Origin of the sequence: Streptomyces sp. col6, assembly GCF_008042035.1 — a bacterium.
Lineage (GTDB): Bacteria > Actinomycetota > Actinomycetes > Streptomycetales > Streptomycetaceae > Streptomyces.
This window is the reverse complement of sequence record NZ_RDBL01000011.1, coordinates 1-18,985: the sequence shown is the minus strand read 5'-3', so window position 1 is coordinate 18,985 and position 18,985 is coordinate 1. Positions and strand designations below refer to the sequence as shown.

Annotated in this window: 19 protein-coding genes, 1 tRNA gene and 1 pseudogene; 8 read left to right on the top strand and 13 right to left on the bottom strand. The window is 72.9% G+C overall.

Annotated features, from left to right (window positions below):
- The first annotated feature begins 139 nt into the window (after positions 1-139).
- Complete coding sequence (locus tag EAO73_RS15570) at positions 140-586, top strand: hypothetical protein (RefSeq protein WP_147972143.1); 447 nt, start codon at positions 140-142, stop codon at positions 584-586.
- Positions 587-661: 75 nt separating this feature from the next.
- Here the strand turns inward: EAO73_RS15570 and EAO73_RS15565 are convergent, their stop codons facing one another.
- Positions 662-865, bottom strand: a complete 204-nt coding sequence (locus EAO73_RS15565; protein ID WP_018523299.1) for a cold-shock protein — start codon at positions 863-865, stop codon at positions 662-664.
- A gap of 728 nt (positions 866-1,593) precedes the next feature.
- Between EAO73_RS15565 and EAO73_RS15560 the strand changes: the two genes are divergently transcribed.
- Positions 1,594-2,424 carry a helix-turn-helix domain-containing protein gene (locus EAO73_RS15560; RefSeq protein WP_147972142.1) on the top strand — a complete coding sequence of 277 codons (831 nt, stop codon included), beginning with the start codon at positions 1,594-1,596 and terminating at the stop codon, positions 2,422-2,424.
- Here the strand turns inward: EAO73_RS15560 and EAO73_RS15555 are convergent.
- On the bottom strand, positions 2,421-3,020 hold the full coding sequence (locus EAO73_RS15555; RefSeq protein ID WP_224756332.1) for an NUDIX hydrolase: 600 nt from the start codon (positions 3,018-3,020) through the stop codon (positions 2,421-2,423). The two genes, EAO73_RS15560 and EAO73_RS15555, sit on opposite strands and share 4 nt — an antisense overlap.
- Positions 3,021-3,180: 160 nt before the next feature.
- On the opposite strand from EAO73_RS15555, the gene EAO73_RS15550 reads away from it, so the two are divergent.
- Together EAO73_RS15550 and EAO73_RS15545 are read left to right on the top strand one after the other, a co-directional pair.
- Positions 3,181-3,253: transfer RNA gene (locus EAO73_RS15550), tRNA-Ala, on the top strand.
- Between the two features lie 90 nt (positions 3,254-3,343).
- Entirely contained in the window at positions 3,344-3,784 is a 441-nt protein-coding gene (locus EAO73_RS15545; RefSeq protein ID WP_191134093.1) for a GNAT family N-acetyltransferase, read from the top strand.
- A 68-nt stretch (positions 3,785-3,852) separates the two neighbouring features.
- Here EAO73_RS15545 and EAO73_RS15540 read toward each other — a convergent pair whose 3' ends face one another.
- From EAO73_RS15540 to EAO73_RS15525, 4 genes are all read right to left on the bottom strand, one after another.
- Complete coding sequence (locus EAO73_RS15540) at positions 3,853-4,995, bottom strand: S1 family peptidase (protein ID WP_191134092.1); 1,143 nt, start codon at positions 4,993-4,995, stop codon at positions 3,853-3,855.
- 289 nt (positions 4,996-5,284) lie between these two features.
- Positions 5,285-6,847 (bottom strand): phytoene desaturase family protein, encoded by a 1,563-nt coding sequence (locus tag EAO73_RS15535; protein WP_147972141.1) that lies wholly within the window; start codon positions 6,845-6,847, stop codon positions 5,285-5,287.
- 38 nt (positions 6,848-6,885) lie between these two features.
- A complete protein-coding gene (locus EAO73_RS15530; RefSeq protein WP_147972140.1) occupies positions 6,886-7,341 on the bottom strand; it encodes an SRPBCC family protein in 456 nt (151 codons plus the stop codon).
- Positions 7,342-7,376: 35 nt separating this feature from the next.
- Positions 7,377-9,278: an alkyl/aryl-sulfatase gene (locus EAO73_RS15525; protein WP_147972139.1), complete on the bottom strand. Its 1,902-nt coding sequence runs from the start codon at positions 9,276-9,278 to the stop codon at positions 7,377-7,379.
- A 197-nt stretch (positions 9,279-9,475) separates the two neighbouring features.
- Between EAO73_RS15525 and EAO73_RS15520 the strand changes: the two genes are divergently transcribed.
- Positions 9,476-9,754 carry a metal-sensitive transcriptional regulator gene (locus tag EAO73_RS15520; RefSeq protein ID WP_147972138.1) on the top strand — a complete coding sequence of 93 codons (279 nt, stop codon included), beginning with the start codon at positions 9,476-9,478 and terminating at the stop codon, positions 9,752-9,754.
- 15 nt (positions 9,755-9,769) lie between these two features.
- Here EAO73_RS15520 and EAO73_RS15515 read toward each other — a convergent pair whose 3' ends face one another.
- From EAO73_RS15515 to EAO73_RS15490, 6 genes are all read right to left on the bottom strand, one after another.
- Positions 9,770-10,513, bottom strand: a complete 744-nt coding sequence (locus EAO73_RS15515; RefSeq protein WP_147972137.1) for a sulfite exporter TauE/SafE family protein — start codon at positions 10,511-10,513, stop codon at positions 9,770-9,772.
- Positions 10,510-11,976 (bottom strand): MBL fold metallo-hydrolase, encoded by a 1,467-nt coding sequence (locus EAO73_RS15510; RefSeq protein WP_224756331.1) that lies wholly within the window; start codon positions 11,974-11,976, stop codon positions 10,510-10,512. The genes EAO73_RS15515 and EAO73_RS15510 overlap by 4 nt, the downstream gene beginning before the upstream one ends.
- A 125-nt stretch (positions 11,977-12,101) precedes the next feature.
- Positions 12,102-12,743, bottom strand: a complete 642-nt coding sequence (locus EAO73_RS15505) for a class I SAM-dependent DNA methyltransferase (RefSeq protein WP_147972136.1) — start codon at positions 12,741-12,743, stop codon at positions 12,102-12,104.
- Between the two features lie 19 nt (positions 12,744-12,762).
- Positions 12,763-13,299: a GNAT family N-acetyltransferase gene (locus EAO73_RS15500; protein ID WP_412074598.1), complete on the bottom strand. Its 537-nt coding sequence runs from the start codon at positions 13,297-13,299 to the stop codon at positions 12,763-12,765.
- A gap of 37 nt (positions 13,300-13,336) precedes the next feature.
- On the bottom strand, positions 13,337-13,642 hold the full coding sequence (locus EAO73_RS15495) for a hypothetical protein (protein ID WP_224756330.1): 306 nt from the start codon (positions 13,640-13,642) through the stop codon (positions 13,337-13,339).
- A 164-nt stretch (positions 13,643-13,806) separates the two neighbouring features.
- Positions 13,807-14,796 carry an aldo/keto reductase gene (locus tag EAO73_RS15490; protein ID WP_147972135.1) on the bottom strand — a complete coding sequence of 330 codons (990 nt, stop codon included), beginning with the start codon at positions 14,794-14,796 and terminating at the stop codon, positions 13,807-13,809.
- 140 nt (positions 14,797-14,936) lie between these two features.
- Here EAO73_RS15490 and EAO73_RS15485 point away from each other — a divergent pair, with 140 nt between their 5' ends.
- Together EAO73_RS15485 and EAO73_RS15480 are read left to right on the top strand one after the other, a co-directional pair.
- Positions 14,937-15,326 (top strand): MarR family winged helix-turn-helix transcriptional regulator, encoded by a 390-nt coding sequence (locus tag EAO73_RS15485; protein ID WP_191134091.1) that lies wholly within the window; start codon positions 14,937-14,939, stop codon positions 15,324-15,326.
- Between the two features lie 229 nt (positions 15,327-15,555).
- Positions 15,556-16,356: an alpha/beta fold hydrolase gene (locus EAO73_RS15480; RefSeq protein ID WP_147972133.1), complete on the top strand. Its 801-nt coding sequence runs from the start codon at positions 15,556-15,558 to the stop codon at positions 16,354-16,356.
- A gap of 19 nt (positions 16,357-16,375) precedes the next feature.
- Here EAO73_RS15480 and EAO73_RS15475 read toward each other — a convergent pair.
- Positions 16,376-18,111, bottom strand: a pseudogene (locus EAO73_RS15475) (TerD family protein); the annotation flags it as partial.
- Between the two features lie 35 nt (positions 18,112-18,146).
- Between EAO73_RS15475 and EAO73_RS15470 the strand changes: the two are divergent.
- The coding region (locus EAO73_RS15470) for a serine/threonine-protein kinase (protein ID WP_147972132.1) at positions 18,147-18,985 on the top strand (839 nt) is incomplete at its 3' end.

Here is an 18,985-nt window from a genome sequence, read left to right as displayed (position 1 = left end):
CATGTGGACTTCCCGGATTCCGGCGGGGCGTTCATCCCTTCGGCTGGACCTTCACCGCAAACTCCGCTCCCGTGCCGTCCCGGGTGGTGAATGGAGGCGTGCGGCAGCAAACCCCCAGCCAAGGAGCGTGAACCCCACCATGAACAACACAGACAGCGCGTCGCAGAGCGTACAGAGGGTGTATGCCGAGCGATTCGCCACCGATCTCGCCGACAACCGTTGCGAGCAGCAGGAGCTCACCGCTCAGATCGAGCGGCTGCGCGCCCGCCTGGAGCAGCTCAGGACGGACGAGACCTGGCTCGACGGTATGCAGGCCGCACTGCCCGGTGCGACCGCGCCCCCTCGCCCGCTTCGCGCGCTGATGCCCCTGGGTGAACCGCGCCTGGTGCGCGAGGTGCACGCGGACCTGACCGAGGCGCACCCGGAGCGCGGGACCTCGGTGCAGGTGGTGCGCAACACCCTGGAGACTCTCGTGAAGCGGGGCGTCATCGGCAAGGGCATCCAGAAGGGCACCGCCATGTACACCGCGACCGAGGCGGTCGAACCGGCGGAGCCCACCGGTGGCGCGGCCCCGGCGGCCGGCTGAAGCGGACGGGCCCGCTTCACGCGTCCGGCCCCCGGGGAGCGTGCTCCCAGGGGGCCGGACGGTGATACTGCGGCGTCAGACGGCCGTGATGTTCTCCGCCTGCGGGCCCTTCTGGCCCTGCGTGATGTCGAAGGTCACCGCCTGGCCCTCCTGGAGCTCACGGAAGCCGGTGGCGTTGATGTTCGAGTAGTGCGCGAAGACGTCCGGCCCGCCGCCGTCCTGCTGGATGAAGCCGAAACCCTTTTCGGCGTTGAACCACTTGACGGTTCCGCTGGCCATGCCGGTGCCTCTCAGTCGATATCGGGAGCCGCACCTCGCGGTCCCAGTGGTGTCCCGGTCCGCCCCTGCACAGCAAGGCGCCCGCGCCGGAGCACGGGCGGTTTCGGCGAACCACGACTTCCGGCAGTGACGCTACATGGCGAAACCCCTCTCCACCAGAGAGCAACGAGTTCGCGTCGCGACGGAGGGCGGGGATACCCGCTGATGGGGCCATGCACACCGCGAAATCAGGGGGTGGTGGCGAGCCGATTACGCAGGACGGTGGTCCCCGCCGTGGCATACCACCCGGGTGCGGCCGTCTCCGGATGGAGCACGGCCCGGACGTCCGAGAATGGTGCGGCCGGCAGCGGGGCTGCCGGCCGCACCTGGTTCCGCCCCGCCCCGGCCCGGAGGCCGAGGTGGGTGACGGAAAGAGCCAGATCAGCGGACCGTGGGGCCCGGCCGCCCCGCCGGGGGCGCAATACGGTTAGCTGGTCAAGCCCTTCCCGCCACCGTTCTGAACGGGCGCGGAATTCCGGCTGGGACCCCCTGCCGGGAGAGGGCAGCGGGAAGTCCGCACGTCAGGCGAGGGGCCCACTGCCCCGAAGAGCCGCAGGCCACCGCCTCACGCCCTCCAGCATGGAAGGTAAACAGACCGTTTTCTACCGCCGTTTTTTAGCGCTAAGCCACGTCGCGCCAATTAGGCTCGCGGTGGCGCAACGTGGCCCACACGCGGGGGATTTGATCGCATGACCCACACCGACAAGTCGGCACTGCGGACGCTCCTCACCGTCCGTCGTGCGCTGATCGACCCCGCCGGACACGGATTTCACCGTTCGTCGCGCCGGGGCCGTCGCGCGCCCGGACTCTCCCAGCACCAGGTCGACCAACTGCTGCACCGCACCCCCGGTACCTACCGCCGGCTCGAATCCGGTGCCTGGCCGAGACCGGACACCGGTTTCCTCCGTGATGTGGCGATGCTCTTCGCCCTGGATGAGCAGGAGTGGGTGTCACTGTGCCGGTACGCCGGGATAGGAGACCCTCCCGGTCCGCTCACCGCACGCTCGGGCAAGGAAGTGCCGGGTGTGTGGCAGGAGGCCGTCGACGGGATGACCCATCCCGCCTACATCACCGATGCGTCATGGGAGCTCGTCACGTACAACGACGAGTTCAGCAGGCTGTTCCCCGGCAGGCGGGTTCCCACCAACACACTGCGGTGGATGCTCCTCGAGCCGCAGGGCCGCGCGATGCTCATCGACTGGGAGAACTCCTGGGCTCCCCTGGTCGTACCCCAGTTGAGGGCGGCGCTGGCCGCCCGGCCGGACGACGAGGTGCTCCGGCGGATCGAGAGGGACGTGCAGGCCGACCCGCAGTGCGCGCCGATCTGGGAGTCGGGCGCAGCGCGCATCCATCCCGACGGCGACGCACGGCCCCTTCGGCACGCCGTCGACGGTCCGGGGTGGGTCACGATGTGCGCGGCGCAGCCCATGGCCGCGCCGGGTGCGCGCCTGATCGTTCTCCTCTTCCGTCCCGGCGAGCGGCATGCCCAGGCACATGCGCCGGTGCTGCGCGCTCCTTAGGAGACCGTGTACGGACGGCGGGCCTGGAGGAGAGCGAGTGCGGCGAGGGTGATCCCGCAGGTGATCCGCCCGTGGGCCAGCCACTGGGGCAGTTCCTCGGGGGTCACCCATACCGGTTCGGTGAGGGACTCCATCGCTTCCGGCCGCGCCTCCTCCGCGGCCGCCACGTCCACCTCCGCGACGTACACGTGGACCGGAGCGGCGAGGATGCCGGTGTCGGCGTGGATGACGCCGAGGGATTCCAGGGACTCGCAGACGAGCCCCGTCTCCTCGCGCAGTTCACGGGCGGCGGCCGCCGCGAGGCTCTCCTTGTCCTCGCCGGCGCCCCGGGGGAACTCCAGGGACGCGGCCTGGATCGGGTAGCGGTAGGACGTCACGAAGGCGTATCCGGCCGGGCCGACCGGTATGACGACGGCCCCCTCCTTGTGCCACTGCCAGCGCAGGTACTGGCCGGCGGCTCCGGACGGGGCGACGACGTCGTCGTTGTACAACGTGCCGAAGCGGTTGCGGAAAACGGGAACTTCGCGGACGCGTCGGATGGGCGCCGGTGCTGCGGCGACGGGCTGCGCGGATATGGGTCCGGTCACTGTGGTCACTATGGCCTCCTCGGGCATCTCCCGGCCCATGAAGGTGTGCCGGGCGGCCGGTGTGTGACAGCTCCGGAGAGTCGAATTCCGCACGAGGCACGCTGGAGCCCGTGCGAGCAAGTGCCGCTGGACCGGCTGTCGAGGACCGCCGGTACGCTTACCGGCGGAGCGGGCCGTAGCGCAGTGGTCGTCGCGCCTTCACGGCATGTAGGAGCACGCCGGTTCGAATCCGGTCGGCCCGCTCTCCCTCGCACCCGACCGGCGTACGGGCCCTCGGGAGTCGCCGTCGCGGGCCGGTTGACGAGTGACCACCGGACCGGTTTCCTGACGCGATGACCGATCTTCGTATCGAGCGGGTGGCCGGCGAGGCCTCGCTCCTGGACTGGCAGTTCGTCCACAACGCCATCATCCCCACGGCCGCTCTGTCGTTCGCGGAAGTGGCGGAGCGTGCGGGCCGCAACCGGTTGTCCGTCGCGTACCTGGGCGAGGCCCTGGTGGGTTGCTCCACCGTGCGCCCACCCGGCGCGGACGCCCCGGTGGCGACCGTCATCGCCCGCGTCATGCCCGAGCACCGCAACCAGGGGCTGGGCGGGCAGCTGTACACACACGGTCTGGAGCTGGCCCGGGACCTCGGTGCCGAGGTGATCGAGACCTGCGTCCTGGAGTCGAACCCCGAGGGGCTGCGGTTCGCGTTGCGGCAGGGGTTCGTCGAGACCGAGCGGTACGTCCTGCCGGGTGACACCGTGCCGTTCATCGACCTCAGGCTCGTCTGAGTCCCGGCGCCGACGTGCACCGGGGCCCGCCGTCCCGCTCGGCGGGCCCCGGTGTCCGCCGGACGCGGTCAGGCGGTGTGGAGCGTCAGCCCGTACCGGTTCAGGATCTCGTTGATCGGCTGGTGCCAGGTCTCACCGCCGGAGCTGCAGTTGCCCCACCCGCCGGAGGTGACACCCTGGGCCTGGTCGCCGCTGATGAAGGAGCCGCCGGAGTCGCCCGGTTCGGCGCAGACGCTGGTCTTCGTCATCTGGTAGACCGCGCCCTGGCTGTAGTTGACCGTCTCGTTGGTGGCGAGCACGTTGCCGCAGTGCCAGTGCGAGGTGGAGCCGGAGCGGCAGATCGAGGCGCCGATGGGCGCCACGTTGGAGCCGCGGACAAGCTGGTCGGAGACGGTGCCCCAGCCGAGGACGACGGGAACCGTCCACCAGCCGCTGCCGACGTTGACCCACGCGTAGTCGTCACCGGGGAAGGACGAGCCCTGGAAGTTGCCTATGTAGGAGCGGTCCCAGCCGCTGACTCCGGCGCCGGCCTGGCCGCAGTGCCCCGCGGTGACGAAGCCGCCGTAGACGGAGAAGCCGATGGAGCACCGCACGTTGCCCGTGTAGTACGGGTCGCCGCCCACGGTCCCGGCCGAGAAGGTCTTCGGCGCTTCCGTGGTCTTCTCGATGCTGACGGGCCCGGTCTCACGGGCCTTCCGCACGAACGCCCGGACATCGTTGTCAGACTGCCGGGAAGCGACGACGTCGATGACGACCTTGTTGGCCCGCGGGTCGACGTGCCAGCTGCTGACACCTGACGGAGCGTCGAGCTTGTCGAGCTTCGCCTTGACCGAATCGAGGCTCTTCTCGGTGTGGGTCACCATCCTCACGGCGGCACCGGTGGCCCGTACCGCTGCCGCCTGCTCGGTGTCGGTGACGGCGACGGTGAGGCCGCCGGTCGCCGGGTCGAACCAGGAGCCGCCGTAGGCCGCCCCGGCGGCACGGCGCGCCTTCGGCTGCAGCGCGGTGGCGGTCTTCTCGTCCGCGAGCCGCGCCCTGGCCTGACTTTCCGTCAGGCCGAGGTCCTTCTGCATGGCGGTGAGCAGGCCGCTGGAGGCGGGTGCGGTGGCGGGGGTGTCCGCGGCTACGGCCGAGGGGAAGCCCGCGCCCGCCCAGGCTCCGAGGAGGAGCACGGCGGACAGTGCGGTTCTCAGGGCTGTGGTGCGTCTCAAGGTCTTGGCCCTTCTGTTGTTCCGGCTGGGTGGGGGAGGAACAGCAGGCGTCCGAGGCGTCCTGACTGAGAGCGCTCTCAGAGTGTGCCGCTCCGGACTGTAGCGGAGAAACGATTAGCAGGTCCATGCCAATGACATGGGTGGTCGTACGGGCCGCCCACTGAGTAGGTGTACTCATCCCCCGCGCGTGAGCCCGTCCTACCGTCGCATCAGATGAACAGGCAGGTCCGGGCATGGGGCGGGCCGGGGCATGAGCAGGGGCCCCGGCCCTCCCGCCGCGCCCATCGCGTCAGCGCCGCAGCCGCCTCCGCATCGCCGCACGTGCCGCGTTCGCGCCCGGAGCGCCGTGCACCCCGCCCCCCGGGTGCGCCGAGGCGGAGGCCAGATACAGGCCCCGCACCGGCGTCTCGGGCCGTGCCGTGCCCGGGGTGGGGCGGAACACCAGTTGCTGGTGCGCCGACGCCGTTCCGCCGTTGATCGCACCGCCGGACAGATTGGCGTCCATGGATTCGAGGGTCGGGGGTGCCAGGAGGCGGCGGGCGACGATGCGGGCGCGGAAGCCGGGGGCCCAGCGCTCCACCTCGTGCTCCATGCGGTCGGCCATGGCCTCCTGCTCGCCCCGGTCCCACCGCCCGGTCAGTCCGTCCTCGCCCGCGTCGCCCTTGATGCGGTGCGGGACGTGGGTGTACGCCCACGCGGCCTCGGTGCCGGCCGGTGAGCGGGTGGCGTCGGCGGTGCTCATCTGGCCGAAGAGGAGGAACGGGCGGTCCGGCACCTGCCCCATGGCGAGCTGCGCCGCGAACCGGGTGAGACCGTCGACGCCCTCCGCCAGGTGCACGGTGCCCGCCGTGGTGGCCGCGCGGGCGGTCCACGGCACCGGCCCGTTCAGCGCCCAGTCCACCTTGAACGTCGCGAAGTCCCACTGGAAGCCGCGCAGGTCGTCGAGGAGGCGGCCGGGCAGGTGGTGCGCGTCGACCAGGCCGCCGTAGAGCGCCGGCGCGGACACATCGGCGAGCACGGCACGGGAGGCGGGCACGGCCTCGCCCTTCGCGGTGCGTACGCCGACGGCGCGTCCGCCGCGCACGACGACCTCGGTGACCCGCTCCCCGCAGCGCAGGACGCCGCCGTGCCGCTCCAGACGGCGGGCCAGGGCCGCCGTGAGCGCGCCCGCGCCCCCGACCGGCACCGGGAAGCCGTAGGTCTGCCCGAGCATGGACATGAGCCAGCCGAAGCCGCCGCTGCCCGCCGCCTCGGGGCCGAGGTCCGCGTGGAGCGCGCTGCCCGCGAGCAGCAGCCCGGCCGCCTCGCCGCCGAACCGCTCCTCGCCCAGGCGGCGTACGGGCAGCAGCAGGGTCCGGGCGAGCCGGAGGCCGTCGGCGGCCCGGAGCCGGGCGGCGAGGCGGACGGCGGGGCGTACCGGCGGGAAGGGGGTGAACAGCGCGCCCAGCACATCGCGGCGTACCCGGTCCCAGGTGGAGCACAGCTCCAGCCAGGCCGCGCCGTCGCCCTCGGCGAACGCGTCCAGGCCCGCCGCGGTGTCCCGCGCGTCGTTCTCCAGCACCGCGCACCGCCCGTCCGGCAGCGGGTGCGCCAGGACGCGGGGGGCCCGCGACCAGCGCAGCCCCTCCGCACGGAGATCGAGCCCGCCGAGCACCGGCGAGGCCGCCGCCAGCGGGTAGAACGCGCTGAACAGGTCGGACACGTAGTCGGGGTGCACCCCGCGGTCGCTGCGTACGGCGCCGCCGGGCTCCGGCTGTGCCTCCAGCACCTCGACGCTCCACCCCGCGGCGGCGAGGAGGTTGCCCGCGACGAGCCCGTTGGGTCCCGCGCCGATGACGACGGCGTCCGGCATCAATGCCTCCAGGGGGTGGGAGCCGAGCGGCGGGCGGGTCAGACCTCTTCGCGGGTGCCCTTCGGGGACGTCTCGACGGTCTGCGCGAGCCGGGCGAGCACGCTGCGGTGGCGCAGTTGGATCAGGGCGTCGACGACCGTGTTGTGGAGCTTTCCGGCCGGTCCGCGCAGGGGGTGCTCGTCCAGCGTGACCAGGGCGTCGTCGCCCCACTGCCGGATCTCCAGGGCGATCCGGGCGGTGCCGATCCACCCGCTGTCGGCCTCCAGCTCCAGCACGTGCGGCGCCTCGCAGCGCCGGACGACGGTCCGTCCCTGGACCGACCACCGGCCGATTCCCAGGGCGTAGGTGAGGCTTGAGCCGACCTCCGGCCAGCTGCCGTTCCGGGGACGTGAGTCGGAGGTGCCGACCACCCAGTCGCTGTAGCGGGAGGGGTCCGCGAGGACCCTCCAGACGTCCGCCACCGCGGCTTCGACCAGACGGTGTCGTACGGCCATGGGTCCTCCAGGTCTCGTGGCTGCGGGCCGGCCGCTCAGGGGGTGACGAGGGCGAAGTCCGGGTCCGGGGCGTCGAGATGGCCGAGCAGTTCGGTCAGCCGGCCGGCCTCCCCGGTGACCTCGACGCCGGGGCGGGACGCCAGGTCCTCGGGCGGCACCGCTCCGACCAGGACGTCCCGCAGATCGGACTCCGCCAGCGCGATGGTGACGTCGGGCTCGCCCACGGCCGGTCCGGTGCCCACGACATGGGTGAGGACGCCGTTGCGCAGCCGCATCGTGAGCGGTTCGCCGCCGTGGATGTCCCAGCGGACGGTGATGTCCGCGTCCCAGGCGCGGGGGCCGTCGACCCGGATCGCGAGCGCGTCGGCCAGCTGCTCCAGGGTCAGGGCCGCCAGGACGTCGGGCGCGACGGTGGAGGTGGGGGTGCCCACCGGGCCGTGGCGCAGCTCCAGGGCCCCCATCAGGTAGAAGTTGCGCCAGGTCCCGTTCTCGCTGCCGTAGCCGAGCTGTTCCAGCGCGTCGGCCTGCAGGGCGCGCGCCTCCGTATTGTCCGGGTCCGCGAACACCACATGGTTGACGACCTCCACAACCCAGCGGTAGTCGCCGTCGTCGAACGACTGCCCCGCCCTGCGCAGGACTTCGGCCGCGCCGCCCATGAACTCCACGTACCGCCGGGCCGCCTCGGTCGGCGGGTGCTGCCACAGATGGGCCGGGTTGCCGTCGAACCAGCCGAGGTAACGCTGGTAGACGGCCTTGGCGTTGTGGCTGACGGAGCCGTAGTAGCCGTGGGTGTGCCAGGCCCTGTCGAGCACGGGCGGCATCTCGATCCGCTCGGCGATCTCCGGCCCGGTGAGGCCCTGGTTGAGCATGCGCAGGACCTGATCGTGGAGGTAGCCGTACAGATCGCGCTGCTCGGAGAGGAAGGCGATCACGCGCTCGCGGCCCCAGACGGGCCAGTGGTGGGAGGCGAAGGCGACGTCCGTCAGGTCGCCGAAGAGGCTGACCGACTCGGTGAGGTAGCGGGACCAGACGCGCGGGTCGCGGACCTGGGCGCCGCGCAGGGTCAGCAGATTGTGCAGGTTGTGCGTGGCGTTCTCCGCCATGCACAGGGCCGAGAGGTCGGGGAAGTGGATGTTCAGCTCGGCCGGCGCCTCGGTGCCGGGCGTGAGCTGGAAGACCATGCGGATGCCGTCGACGGTCTCCGTCTGCCCGGTGCGGGTGATGTCGAGGGTGGGCGGGATCAGCCCCGGCACCCCCGTGGACACGGTCTGCCCGAGGCCCGCGCCGATCTGGCCCCGGGGGCCCTTGGGGAGTGCGGCGCCGTACATGTACGCGGCCCGCCGGCTCATCGCCGTACCCGCGTAGACGTTCTCGCTGACGGCGTGCTCCAGGAAGCCGTGCGGGGCGAGCACCGGCACGCCGCCCGCGACGTCCTCGTCGCTCAGCACACCGCGCACGCCGCCGAAGTGGTCGACGTGGCTGTGGGTGTAGAGCACGCCCGTGACGGGCCGCTCGCCCCGGTGGGTGCGGTACAGCGCGAGGCCGGCGGCGGCCGTCGGGGCGCACACCAGGGGGTCGATGACGAGGACACCGCGTTCGCCCTCGACGATCGTCATGTTGGACAGGTCGAAGCCGCGGACCTGGTAGATGCCCTCGGTCACCTCGAACAGACCGTGCTCCGAGCACAGCCGGCTCTGCCGCCACAGGCTCGGGTTGGCCGTGTCCGGGCACTCCCCGTCGAGGAAGCCGTAGGCCTCCAGGTCCCAGACGGCGCCTCCCGCCGCGTCACGGATCAGCGGGTCGGGTGCCGTGCCCATGAAGCCGCGCCGCGCGTCCTCCAGGTCCTGCGTGTCGTCGAAGGGGTAGTCGCGCCGCACCGCCTGGTTGGCACGGGCCACGGTCTGCTCGGCGGGCTTGGCGTCGGTGTCCTGCGGCATGTCGGTCTCCCTCGCGGCGACGGCCTGACGGCCCGGCCCGCGCGCGGGCCCGAGCACCGCCACCCTCACCCGGCGTACGGGGCCCCACAAGCGGGTGTACGCCGTACGGGGAGGCCGGGCGCACCGCACGGGACGAACCGGCCGGCGGAGCCGAACACGGTAGGATATACCCCGAGGGGTATGACGAGGGAGGAACCGTGGAGCTGGACATGGCGGCCGACGAGCTGAAGTCGGTGCTCAACCGGCTGAAGCGGGCTCAGGGCCAGATCGCCGGGATCGTCAGGWTGATCGAGGAGGGCCGGGACTGCGAGGACGTCATCACACAGCTCGCGGCGGTCTCCCGCGCCCTGGACCGGGCCGGTTTCGCCATCATCGCGACGGGCCTGCAGCAGTGCATGGCCGACGGCGAGCAGCCGGTCGTGGACCGGAACCAGATGCGGGCCCGCCTGGAGAAGCTGTTCCTGTCCCTGGCCTGAGGGGCTGCACCGCCGTCACGTCACCGCGTCGACCAGCATGAACGCGGCGACCGCGAGCAGCACCCACGCGAACAGCCGCTGGAGCACGCTCCCGGAAACCCGTGCCGCGAGGCGCTTCCCGTCCCACGCGCCCAGGATCGCGGCGCCGGCGAACGGAGCCGTCACCGCCCAGTCGATGCCCGCCGCGCCACCGGAGCGGGTGACCAGGGAGGCCAGCGAGTTCACGGTGATGACCAGCAGGCTCGTCCCGACGGCGGCCCGCATCTCGAAGGCCAGGACGGTCACCAGGGCGGGGACGGCCAGGAAACCGCCGCCCACGCCCAGCAGCCCGGTCACCGCGCCGAGGCCGGCCCCGGCTCCCCCGGCACGCAGCGGCCGCACCTCTCCCCGCGCCCCCTCGGGCCCGGGGCGCAGCATCCGTAGCGCGGCGAGGGAGGCGAGCGCGGCGAAGGCCGCGGTGAGGACGGCCTGCGGGAGCCGGGTCGCGGCGACGCCGGCCAGCGCGGCGGGGACGACGCCCGCCGCGGCGAACGCGGCCCCGGCCTTCCAGCGGACGTGTCCGGCGCGGGCGTGCGCGTACAAGGCGGTCGCGGAGGTCGCGGTGACGATGAGCAGGCTCGCGGTCGTCGCGGCGGCCGGGCTGAAGCCGAGCAGGTAGACGAGGGCGGGGATCGCCAGGACGCTTCCGCCCCCGCCCAGCGCACCGAGCGCCAGACCGGCCACGGCCCCGGCGGCCAGGGCGAGGATCAGCGCGGTCACGCCGAGGGGCCGCCGCGGCGGCCGTTCTCCGGGGAGGTCGCGGGCGCGCCGGCGTCCGCGTGCCGGGCGCTCTCCGGCGCCCCGGCCGGACGCGCGGCGACGCCGGGCACCACCGTCAGCCCCGCCCGCCGGGCTCCCTCGAACCCGTCGTCGACGGCGACGACCGCGCGGCCCTCCGCGTCCAGGAGCGACGCGGCGATCGCCGCACGCATCCCGCCGGCGCAGTGCACCCACACCACCCCGTCCGGCACCTCGCCGGAGCGCTCGCGCAGTTCGTGGACGGGTATGTGCACCGAGTCCCGTACGTACCCCTCGGCGCGCTCCGAGGCGCGGCGCACATCGAGCACCACGGCCTTCTCACCCAGCTCGCGGGCCCGCTTCAGGGCGGCGAAGTCGGCGCGGGGGAAGGAGCGGGGCTCCTCGCCCTCGCGCAGCCAGGCGTCGGGGCCGCCCGTGGCGGCGGCGGCCGGGCGGTCGATGCCGACCCGGACCAGCTCCCGCTGGGCGTCCGCGAGCTGCCCGGCGGACGCGGCGAGCAGGGTCACCGGCCTGCCCCACGGGATCAGCCAGGCCAGATACGTGGCGAGCTTGCCCTCGCCCTCGAAGTTGTACGTGCCGGCCACATGCCCCTCGGCGAAGGCGGTACGGCTGCGCAGGTCGACGACCCACTCACCGGCGGCCAGGCGCCGCGCGATCTCCTCCGCGTCGGCGGTCCCCGGCGGGGTCAGGTCCACGGGGGCCGGACCTCCGGCATTGAGGGGCGCCATGTGCGCGTAGTACGCGGGCACGTCCTCAAGCCCGGCGAGCATCCCGGCCACGAAGGTGTCGACGTCCTGGGTCAGGGCGTCGTTCCCCCGCCGCTCGGCGCCGATGGTGGTGGTGTCGCCCTCGCTCTGCGCCGAGGAGCAGAAGCTGCCGAAGCCGTGGGTGGGCAGGACCCGGACGTCGTCGGGGAGCTCCCCGGCGAGCCGGTGGGCGGAGGCGTGCTGGGCGCGGGCCAGCCGCTCGGTCAGCCGGGGCTCGACGAGGTCGGGGCGCCCGACCGTACCGATGAGCAGTGAGCCGCCGGTGAACGCCGCGATCTCCCGCCCGTCCTCGGCGAGCACGTACGAGGTGTGGTGCGGGGTGTGCCCGGGGGTGGCCAGGGCCCTCAGCTCCAGGCCCGCGTCCACGGCGATCCGGTCGCCGTCCGCGACGGGGACCCGCGCGAAGGAGACCCGGGCCGCCGCGGGCACCAGGTACCGGGCGCCGGTCAGCCGGGCCAGCTCCGGGCCGCCGGTGACGTAGTCGTTGTGCACATGGGTCTCCGCCACGTACCCGATCCGCACGCCCCGTGCGGCCGCCGCCGCGAGGACCCGCTCGACGTCGCGCGGCGGATCGACGACGACGGCCGTCGTCCTCCCGCCGGCCAGGTAGCTGCGGTTGCCCAGGCCCTCGGTCTCCAGGGTGTCCACGAAGAACATGGTCGGCTCCCTCCATCACGCTCGGCTCATTACCCCGGGGGGTATCCGGATTCCACCGTAACAGAGATACCCCTGGGGGTATTTTTCGGGCCGTAGGCGCCCCTGGGTACGGGCACCGCCCCGCTCTACTCCTTGCGGGCGAGCAGATGCACTTCCCGGAACTGGCGCCGGTCGTCCGGCCGGGGCTCACGAACCATCCGGGCCGTCTCGGCCAGTCCCTCGGCGCTCAGCAGTCCGGCGAGGTGGTCGGGCGACCAGCGGTAGGCCGTCGCGACGGCGTGGTCGAAGGACTGCGTGGGGCGGTCGGGGCCGTCGGTCGCGGAGAAGCCGATCAGGAGATGGCCACCGGGTGCGAGTACGCGACTGAACTCGGCGAGGATTCCAGGGAGTTCGGCGGGCGGTGTATGGATGACCGACCACCGCGAGAGCACGCCGTCCAGCGCGCCGTCGGCGACGTCGAGCGAGCCCATCTCCCCCACCGTGAAACGCAGTCCGGGGCAGGCCCGGCGGGCGAGTTCGACCATCGCGGGGGAGGCGTCGACGCCGAACGCGTCGAGCCCCAGGCCCGCGAGGTGGCCGGTGACATGACCGGGCCCGCAGCCGAGGTCGGCCACCCGCCCGCCCGCACCGACGGACTCCGCGAAGGCGTCGAGCATCGCGCGGTCCAGCGGACTGTCGCGCAACGAGTCGCTGAACAGCCGGGCGTACAGGTCCGCGGCTTCGTCGTACGCGGCACGGGTGACGGAGAGGGCATCGTGTTCGGCCATGCCGGCGACAGTAGTGCCCCTACGGGACCGGATCCGTCACGAGCCTGGCGTGGGTCTCGACGTCGTAGCGGACGCCGTCGTACAACAGCTTCCGCCGTTGCAGCCCCTCGGCCGCGAAGCCGGAGGCGAGCGCCACCCGGCAGGAGGCGGGGTTGTCGGTACGGTGCCCCAACTCCAGGCGGAAAAGGTCCAGTTCGGTGAAGCACCAGTCGGCGAGGGCCCGGCAGCCGAGGGTCGCCACTCCCCTGCCGCGTGCTCCGGAACCGGTCCAGTAGGAGACCCACCCGGTGGCGTGCCGGGTGTCCAGGCTGCTCACGGCCACACCCCCGAGCGCGAAGTCCGACGCGTCCACGACGGCGAAGGCGAACGCGGTCCGCCGGCTCCACTGGTCCTGACGCCGCCGCACCCACCGCTCGGCGTCGGACTCCGAACCGACGGGGGCGTCCGCCTGCCGTTCCATGACCGGCTCGGCGAACGCCTCCCGTACGGCGGGGGCGTCGGTCGTCTCCCAGGGGCGGAGGACCAGCCCGCCCGGCAACTCCATACGTTCCTTCACCGCACGGATTATCCCGGCGGAGGGTGCGGGCGTCCTCTCAGGCGCAGTTGGCCAGGGCGATCGAGAGGCCGGTGCAGCCGACGCCCGAGATGTCGTTGGCCGCGTTCGGGTCGTCGGAGGCCGACGCGGTGCGGGCGGCGGTGACATGGACCGGGCCGATGTCGAGGAGCCCGATGGGAAGGCGGAACGCGGAGGCGGCGCCGGCGCCCTCGGCGATGCTCCCGTAGGCGCAGGTGACCGTGCCGGCCGGGGTCTCCGGGTCGACACGGAGGGTGATCGAGCCGCTGAACGGCTGACCGCCGCCCAGATCCCCGAGCGGGACCCTCGGGCCGTACCCCTCCACCTCGACGCAGGGGGCCGTATTGCCGGTGCACGACTGGATGCTGGTGAACGCGTCGAGCGAACCGAGTTCGGTGGAGCCGGAGTAGAAGTTCTCCCCGACGCCGGTCCTGGGAGTGTCCGCGGTACCGGTGAAGTCGATGGTGAAGGTCTCACCGGCGGCCGCCTTCAGGAATCGCTGTCCAGCAGGGCCATCAGGGGTGCGGCGTACCGTGTCCCGGCCACCGCGCCGGCCGGGACGGCCGCGTCGAACGCCGCCAGGTCGGCTTCGGTCAGGGCGACTTCGGCCGCCGCCAGCGCCTCGTCGATCCGGTGCGGGCGGCGGGCGCCCAGGACGGCGACGATGCCGTCGCGGGCGATGACCCACGCGGTGGCGAGCTGCGCGACGGTGACGCGGTGCGCCTCGGCGAGCGGCCGGAGCCGGTCGACCAGGGCGAGGTTCACGGGGAGGTTGTCCGGGTGGAAGCGGGGCAGCCAGCCGGCGCGGCGGTCGCCCTCGGCGGGCTGCCGGTAGCCGCCGGTGAGCAGACCGTGGGCGAGGACGCCGTAGGCGGTGACCCCGATCCCCAGCTCGCGGCAGGTGTCGAGAATGCCGTTGGTCTCCAGGCCCCGGCTGAACAGGGAGTACTCGATCTGCACGTCGTGGACGGGGTGGACGGCGTGGGCGCGGCGGATGGTCTCCGCCCCGACCTCGGAGAGCCCGACATGGCGTACGTAACCGGCCTCGATCATCTCCGCGACGGCGCCGACCGTCTCCTCGACCGGGGTGCCCGGGTCGAGTCGCGAGGGACGGTAGATGTCGACATGGTCGGTGCCCAGGCGGCGCAGCGAGTAGGCGAGCGCGTTCTTGACGTGGGCGGGACGGCCCTCGATGCCGACGAAGGAACCGTCCGGCCCGCGCAGTCCGCCGAACTTGACGCTCAGGAGCGCCTCCTCGCGCCGGCCGCCGCGCAGCGCCCGGCCGATGAGGTCCTCGTTGTGGCCCATTCCGTAGAAGTCGGCGGTGTCGATGAGGGTGACCCCGGCGTCGAGGGCGGCATGGATCGTGGCGATGGCGTCGGCCTCGTCGGCGGGTCCGGTGTGGTCGGACATGCCGGCGCAGCCCAGGGCGATGGGGGCGACCCGGGGGCCGCCGTTTCCGAGGGGGCGAGTGCGCATGGAGATCCTTGCGTGGGAGGACGGGCCGGGCGGGGGCGGCCGAGCACAGCCCCTGCTAGCGTTGATATCTCAACACTAGGAACGAGTGAGTTGATATGTCAACATCGGCTGGTGGAGCCACGCCGCCCGGACCGGGTCCGGTGGACCTCTGGTCCGCCTTCAAGCGCGCCCATGAGGTGGTCAGGGCCCGCGTGATCGCCGACACCGCCGACGCGGCGGGCCTGTCCGAGCCCGACCTCACGATCCTGGTCAGCCTCAGCAAGGCGGGCGGCTCCCTGCGCCAGAGCGAGCTGGCCGCGACACTCGGCTGGGACCGCACGCGCATCTCGCACCAGCTCACCCGCATGAGCAGGCGCGACCTGATCGCCCGCGAGCGGACCGACGGCGTCACCGTCACCCTCACCGAAGCGGGAAACCGGACGATCGCCGCCGTGCACCCCGGCCTGGAGGCCGCCGTGCGCCGCCACTTCACGGACAAGCTCTCCGCACGGGAGACGGAAACTCTGGCGGCGCTTCTGCGTCGGCTCTAGCAGGCGCGGGACCCCGCACGCTCGCCGCCGGGGCGGCCCTTGCGCACCCGCCAGGGCAACAGCAACAGGCGCTGGCACTGATCCTGGGCGAACACGCGGACGGGTCCGGGTGCGGGGCGGCACGCTCGGACCCGTCCGGAGGCGCCGGTGCCTGGCGGAGACGGGCGACGGTCACACGGCGGGGATACGGCATGATCACCGGGAGCAGCCGCACTTTTGGGGGGACGACATGCCGTGGACCGAGCACACCGTCGTACGGGACGGCGTCCGGCTCGTCTGCCGGGACCGGGGCGGCCCCGGCCGGCCGCTCGTGCTGCTGCACGGCCTGGCCGGTCACTCCGGCGAATGGGAGGGCCTGGCGGAGCGGCTCGCGCCCCACTACCGGGTCGTCGCGGTCGACCAGCGCGGGCACGGCGCGAGTGAGCGCCGGCCGGACGACGTCTCCCGCGCCGCGTACGTGGCCGATGTCGTCGCCGTCGTGGACCGGCTCGGCCTGGACCGCCCCGTCCTGGCCGGCCAGTCGCTGGGCGGCCACACCGCCCTGCTGACCGCCGCCGCCCACCCGGACCTCCCCGCCGCGCTCGTCCTGGTCGAGGCCGGCTCCGGCGGCCCGTCCCCCGGCCTCGACGAGCACATCGGTGGCTGGCTCGACTCGTGGCCGGTCCCGTTCCCGTCCCGCGAGGCGGCTGCCGCGTTCTTCGGCGGGGGCCCGGCCGGTGCGGGCTGGGCGGCCGGACTCGACGAATGCGACGACGGCTGGCGGCCACGCTTCGACCGGGACGTCATGGTCGGCTCGATCACGGAGAACGCCCGGCGCTCCTTCCACGAGGAGTGGGACCGGGTCACCTGCCCCACCCTGCTCGTCCTGGGCCGCAAGAGCTTCATCCCGGCCGAGGAGGTCGACGAGATGCTGCGGCGCCGCCCCGCCACACAGGCGGTGAGCATCCCCGACACCGGCCACGACCTGCACCTGGAACGCCCGGAGGCGCTGTACGGGGCGCTGTCGGCGTTCCTGGACGGGCTTGGCTGACGGGCGCTTCCGGCGGCGGTCAGCCGTCGATGTCCACGCCGTAGCCGCGGGCCAGGTCCGCCAGACCGTGGTCGTACCCCTGGCCGACGACACGCATCCGCCAGCCCTCGCCCCGGCGGTAGAGCTCGGCGAGGATCATGGTGCGTTCCGTGGTGGCCGCGTCGAGGGTGGCGCGGGCGGCCGGGGCAGCGCCGATCCCGCAGGTGGCGGTGATCTCCACGGCTCCGACGTCGGAGAAGCTCGCGGCCCCGTCGATCGCGGCGGCGACGACGACCCGGTGGACCTCCAGCGGCAGACGCGCCAGGTCCACGGTGACGACCTGCTCGTTCGGACCGTCCGTGGCGAGCCGTACGGTCCCGTCGGGATGCTCCGGCTCACCGTAGAAGACGAAGTCCTCGTCACCGCGGACCTGTTCGCCGGCGTCGAGCGCGAAGGCGACGACGTCCACGTCGCACGGGGTCAGCTGACTCCACATGGCCGAGACGGTCCACGCCTCACCGCTGTCGGCCAGGTCGAGGACGGCACCCCGCACCAGTACCGCGGCGTCCGGCGCACCCCCGGCCGCACCGCGCACCAGCTCGGCCATCACCGCGGGCATGGGTGCGAGCAGCCAGTCCGGGCTGTGAACGGGGAGGCCGAGAGCAGCCACGCGGCTCATGCGCCGGTCCGTCTCCCCGCCGGGAAGCACGACCACGTCGGACACACTGCCCGAGAGGTTGACCGCCGCGGAGGCCCCCATGTACAGGGCCCGAGCACGCGCCTCGGCGGCCTCCTCATGGCCGCCGCCGAGAACCAGCACCCGCCGCGCGGCGAGCGGACGGCCCTTGCGGGCCGCGGGCGGGTCGTCCGGCGCGACCGTACGTTGCGCCGGAAGGCCCGGTTCGGTCCGGTGTGGTACGGCGGCCTCCCCCATGGGCGTCCCGTCCCCCCGCTCCTGCCGGACGGCGCCCTTCGCCTCCCCGTCCCGCACGCTCTCCAGCAACCGGAGGTAGGCCGACTCGTCCAGGAGAGGCACGCCCTCCTCCACGGCGCGCCGCAGTTTGGACGACCCGGCGGCGGGGTCGTTGGTGACGACGGCGCTCGTGTGCCGGCTTACCGAGGTCATCATGTTCAACCCGGCCGCCACCGAACGGGCGATCAGCTCCTCGCGGGACACCCGGGTGTCCCCGGTGACGGCGGTCTTCATGCCCTGGACCAACGCCCCGCCGGGTGCCATCCGCCCCGGATTCCGGTACGCACAGGGTGTCTTGGGCACGTACGGCTTGTAGTCCTGGCGCGGCGGGCAGTCCAGGAGCGGCAACGCCAGACCGAGTTGCCCGGCGGTTCCCAGCGAACCGCGCAGAATGCCGGAGAGGACCCGCACGTCGTCCTGCGCGTCGTGGGCCCGCTCCTGACGTACCCCGTAGTGCGCGGCGAGGGTGCCCAGCCTGAGGTCGGGCGTCGCGGGCCCGACCAGCCGGTTGAGGGCCAGGGTGCACAACCGCCTGCGCACCGCTATCCAGGACCGGACCCGGGCGAACTCATGGGCCAGGAAATCGTAGTCGAACTGCGCGTTGCGGGCGACCATGACGCGCTCGCTCAGGAGCGCCCCACCTCCGGCGCGACCTCCTCGAAGGTGGGCGCACCGGCGAGCCGTTCCGGCGTGAGCCCATGAACATGCACGGGGCCGGGGTCGCACCCCGGATTCAGGAGCGTGGAGAACTCCCCGGTTCGATAGCCGTACGCGTCCAGCATGAGAATGGCGAGCGACAGCACTGCGCCGAGCAATGGCACTTGGCAAAATCACAGGCATGGAACCGCACCCCCACCCCCTCCTCGACGTCGCCCACGTGGCCGGGCTGGACACCTACCTCGCGGACATCGGAACGGTCTTCCGCACCTTCGCCGGCCAGGATTCCGGATGCGTCTCGTACGGCGTCCTGTCGGCCGGGCAGAGGTGGTTCGTCAAGAGCGCATCGAAACCCCCGGCGGTCGCCTCGCTGCGCCGGGCCGTCAGCCTGCACCAGCACGTCGCCCACCCAGCCGTCACGCCCCTGCTCCACAGCATCACGACGGATGACGGGCAGGCCGTCGTCCACCCCTGGGTGGAGGGCGAAGTCCTGTACCACCCCACCACGTCCCATCGCGGCGGCCGAGCCGATCCCGGCAGCCCGATGGCCCGGTTCCGCACCCTCCCGCTGCCCGAGATCCACGCCGCCCTGGACAGCATCCTGGACGCCCATCTCGCCGTGGAGGCCGCGGGGTTCGTGGCCGTCGATCTCTACGACGGCTGCATGCTGTACGACTTCGACGAGCGCCGGATGAGGCTGTGCGACCTCGACGAATACCGGCCCGGTCCCTTCACGCTCCACGCCGGCCGTCTCCCCGGCTCCAGGCGCTACATGGCCCCGGAGGAGTTCGTACGCGGTTCGGTCATCGACATCCGGACGACCGTCTTCAACCTCGGCAGGACACTGCGCCTGCTCCTGGACGCCGGCGACGAGGAGATCCAGTGGCGAGGCACCCCCGGCCAACTGGCCGTGACCCGACAAGCCACGGAATCCGACCCCCGGAACCGCCACCCCTCCGTACGCGCACTCGCCGAGGCCTGGCGTACGGCCACAGGGCCGACCCCACGAGCCCCCGCACG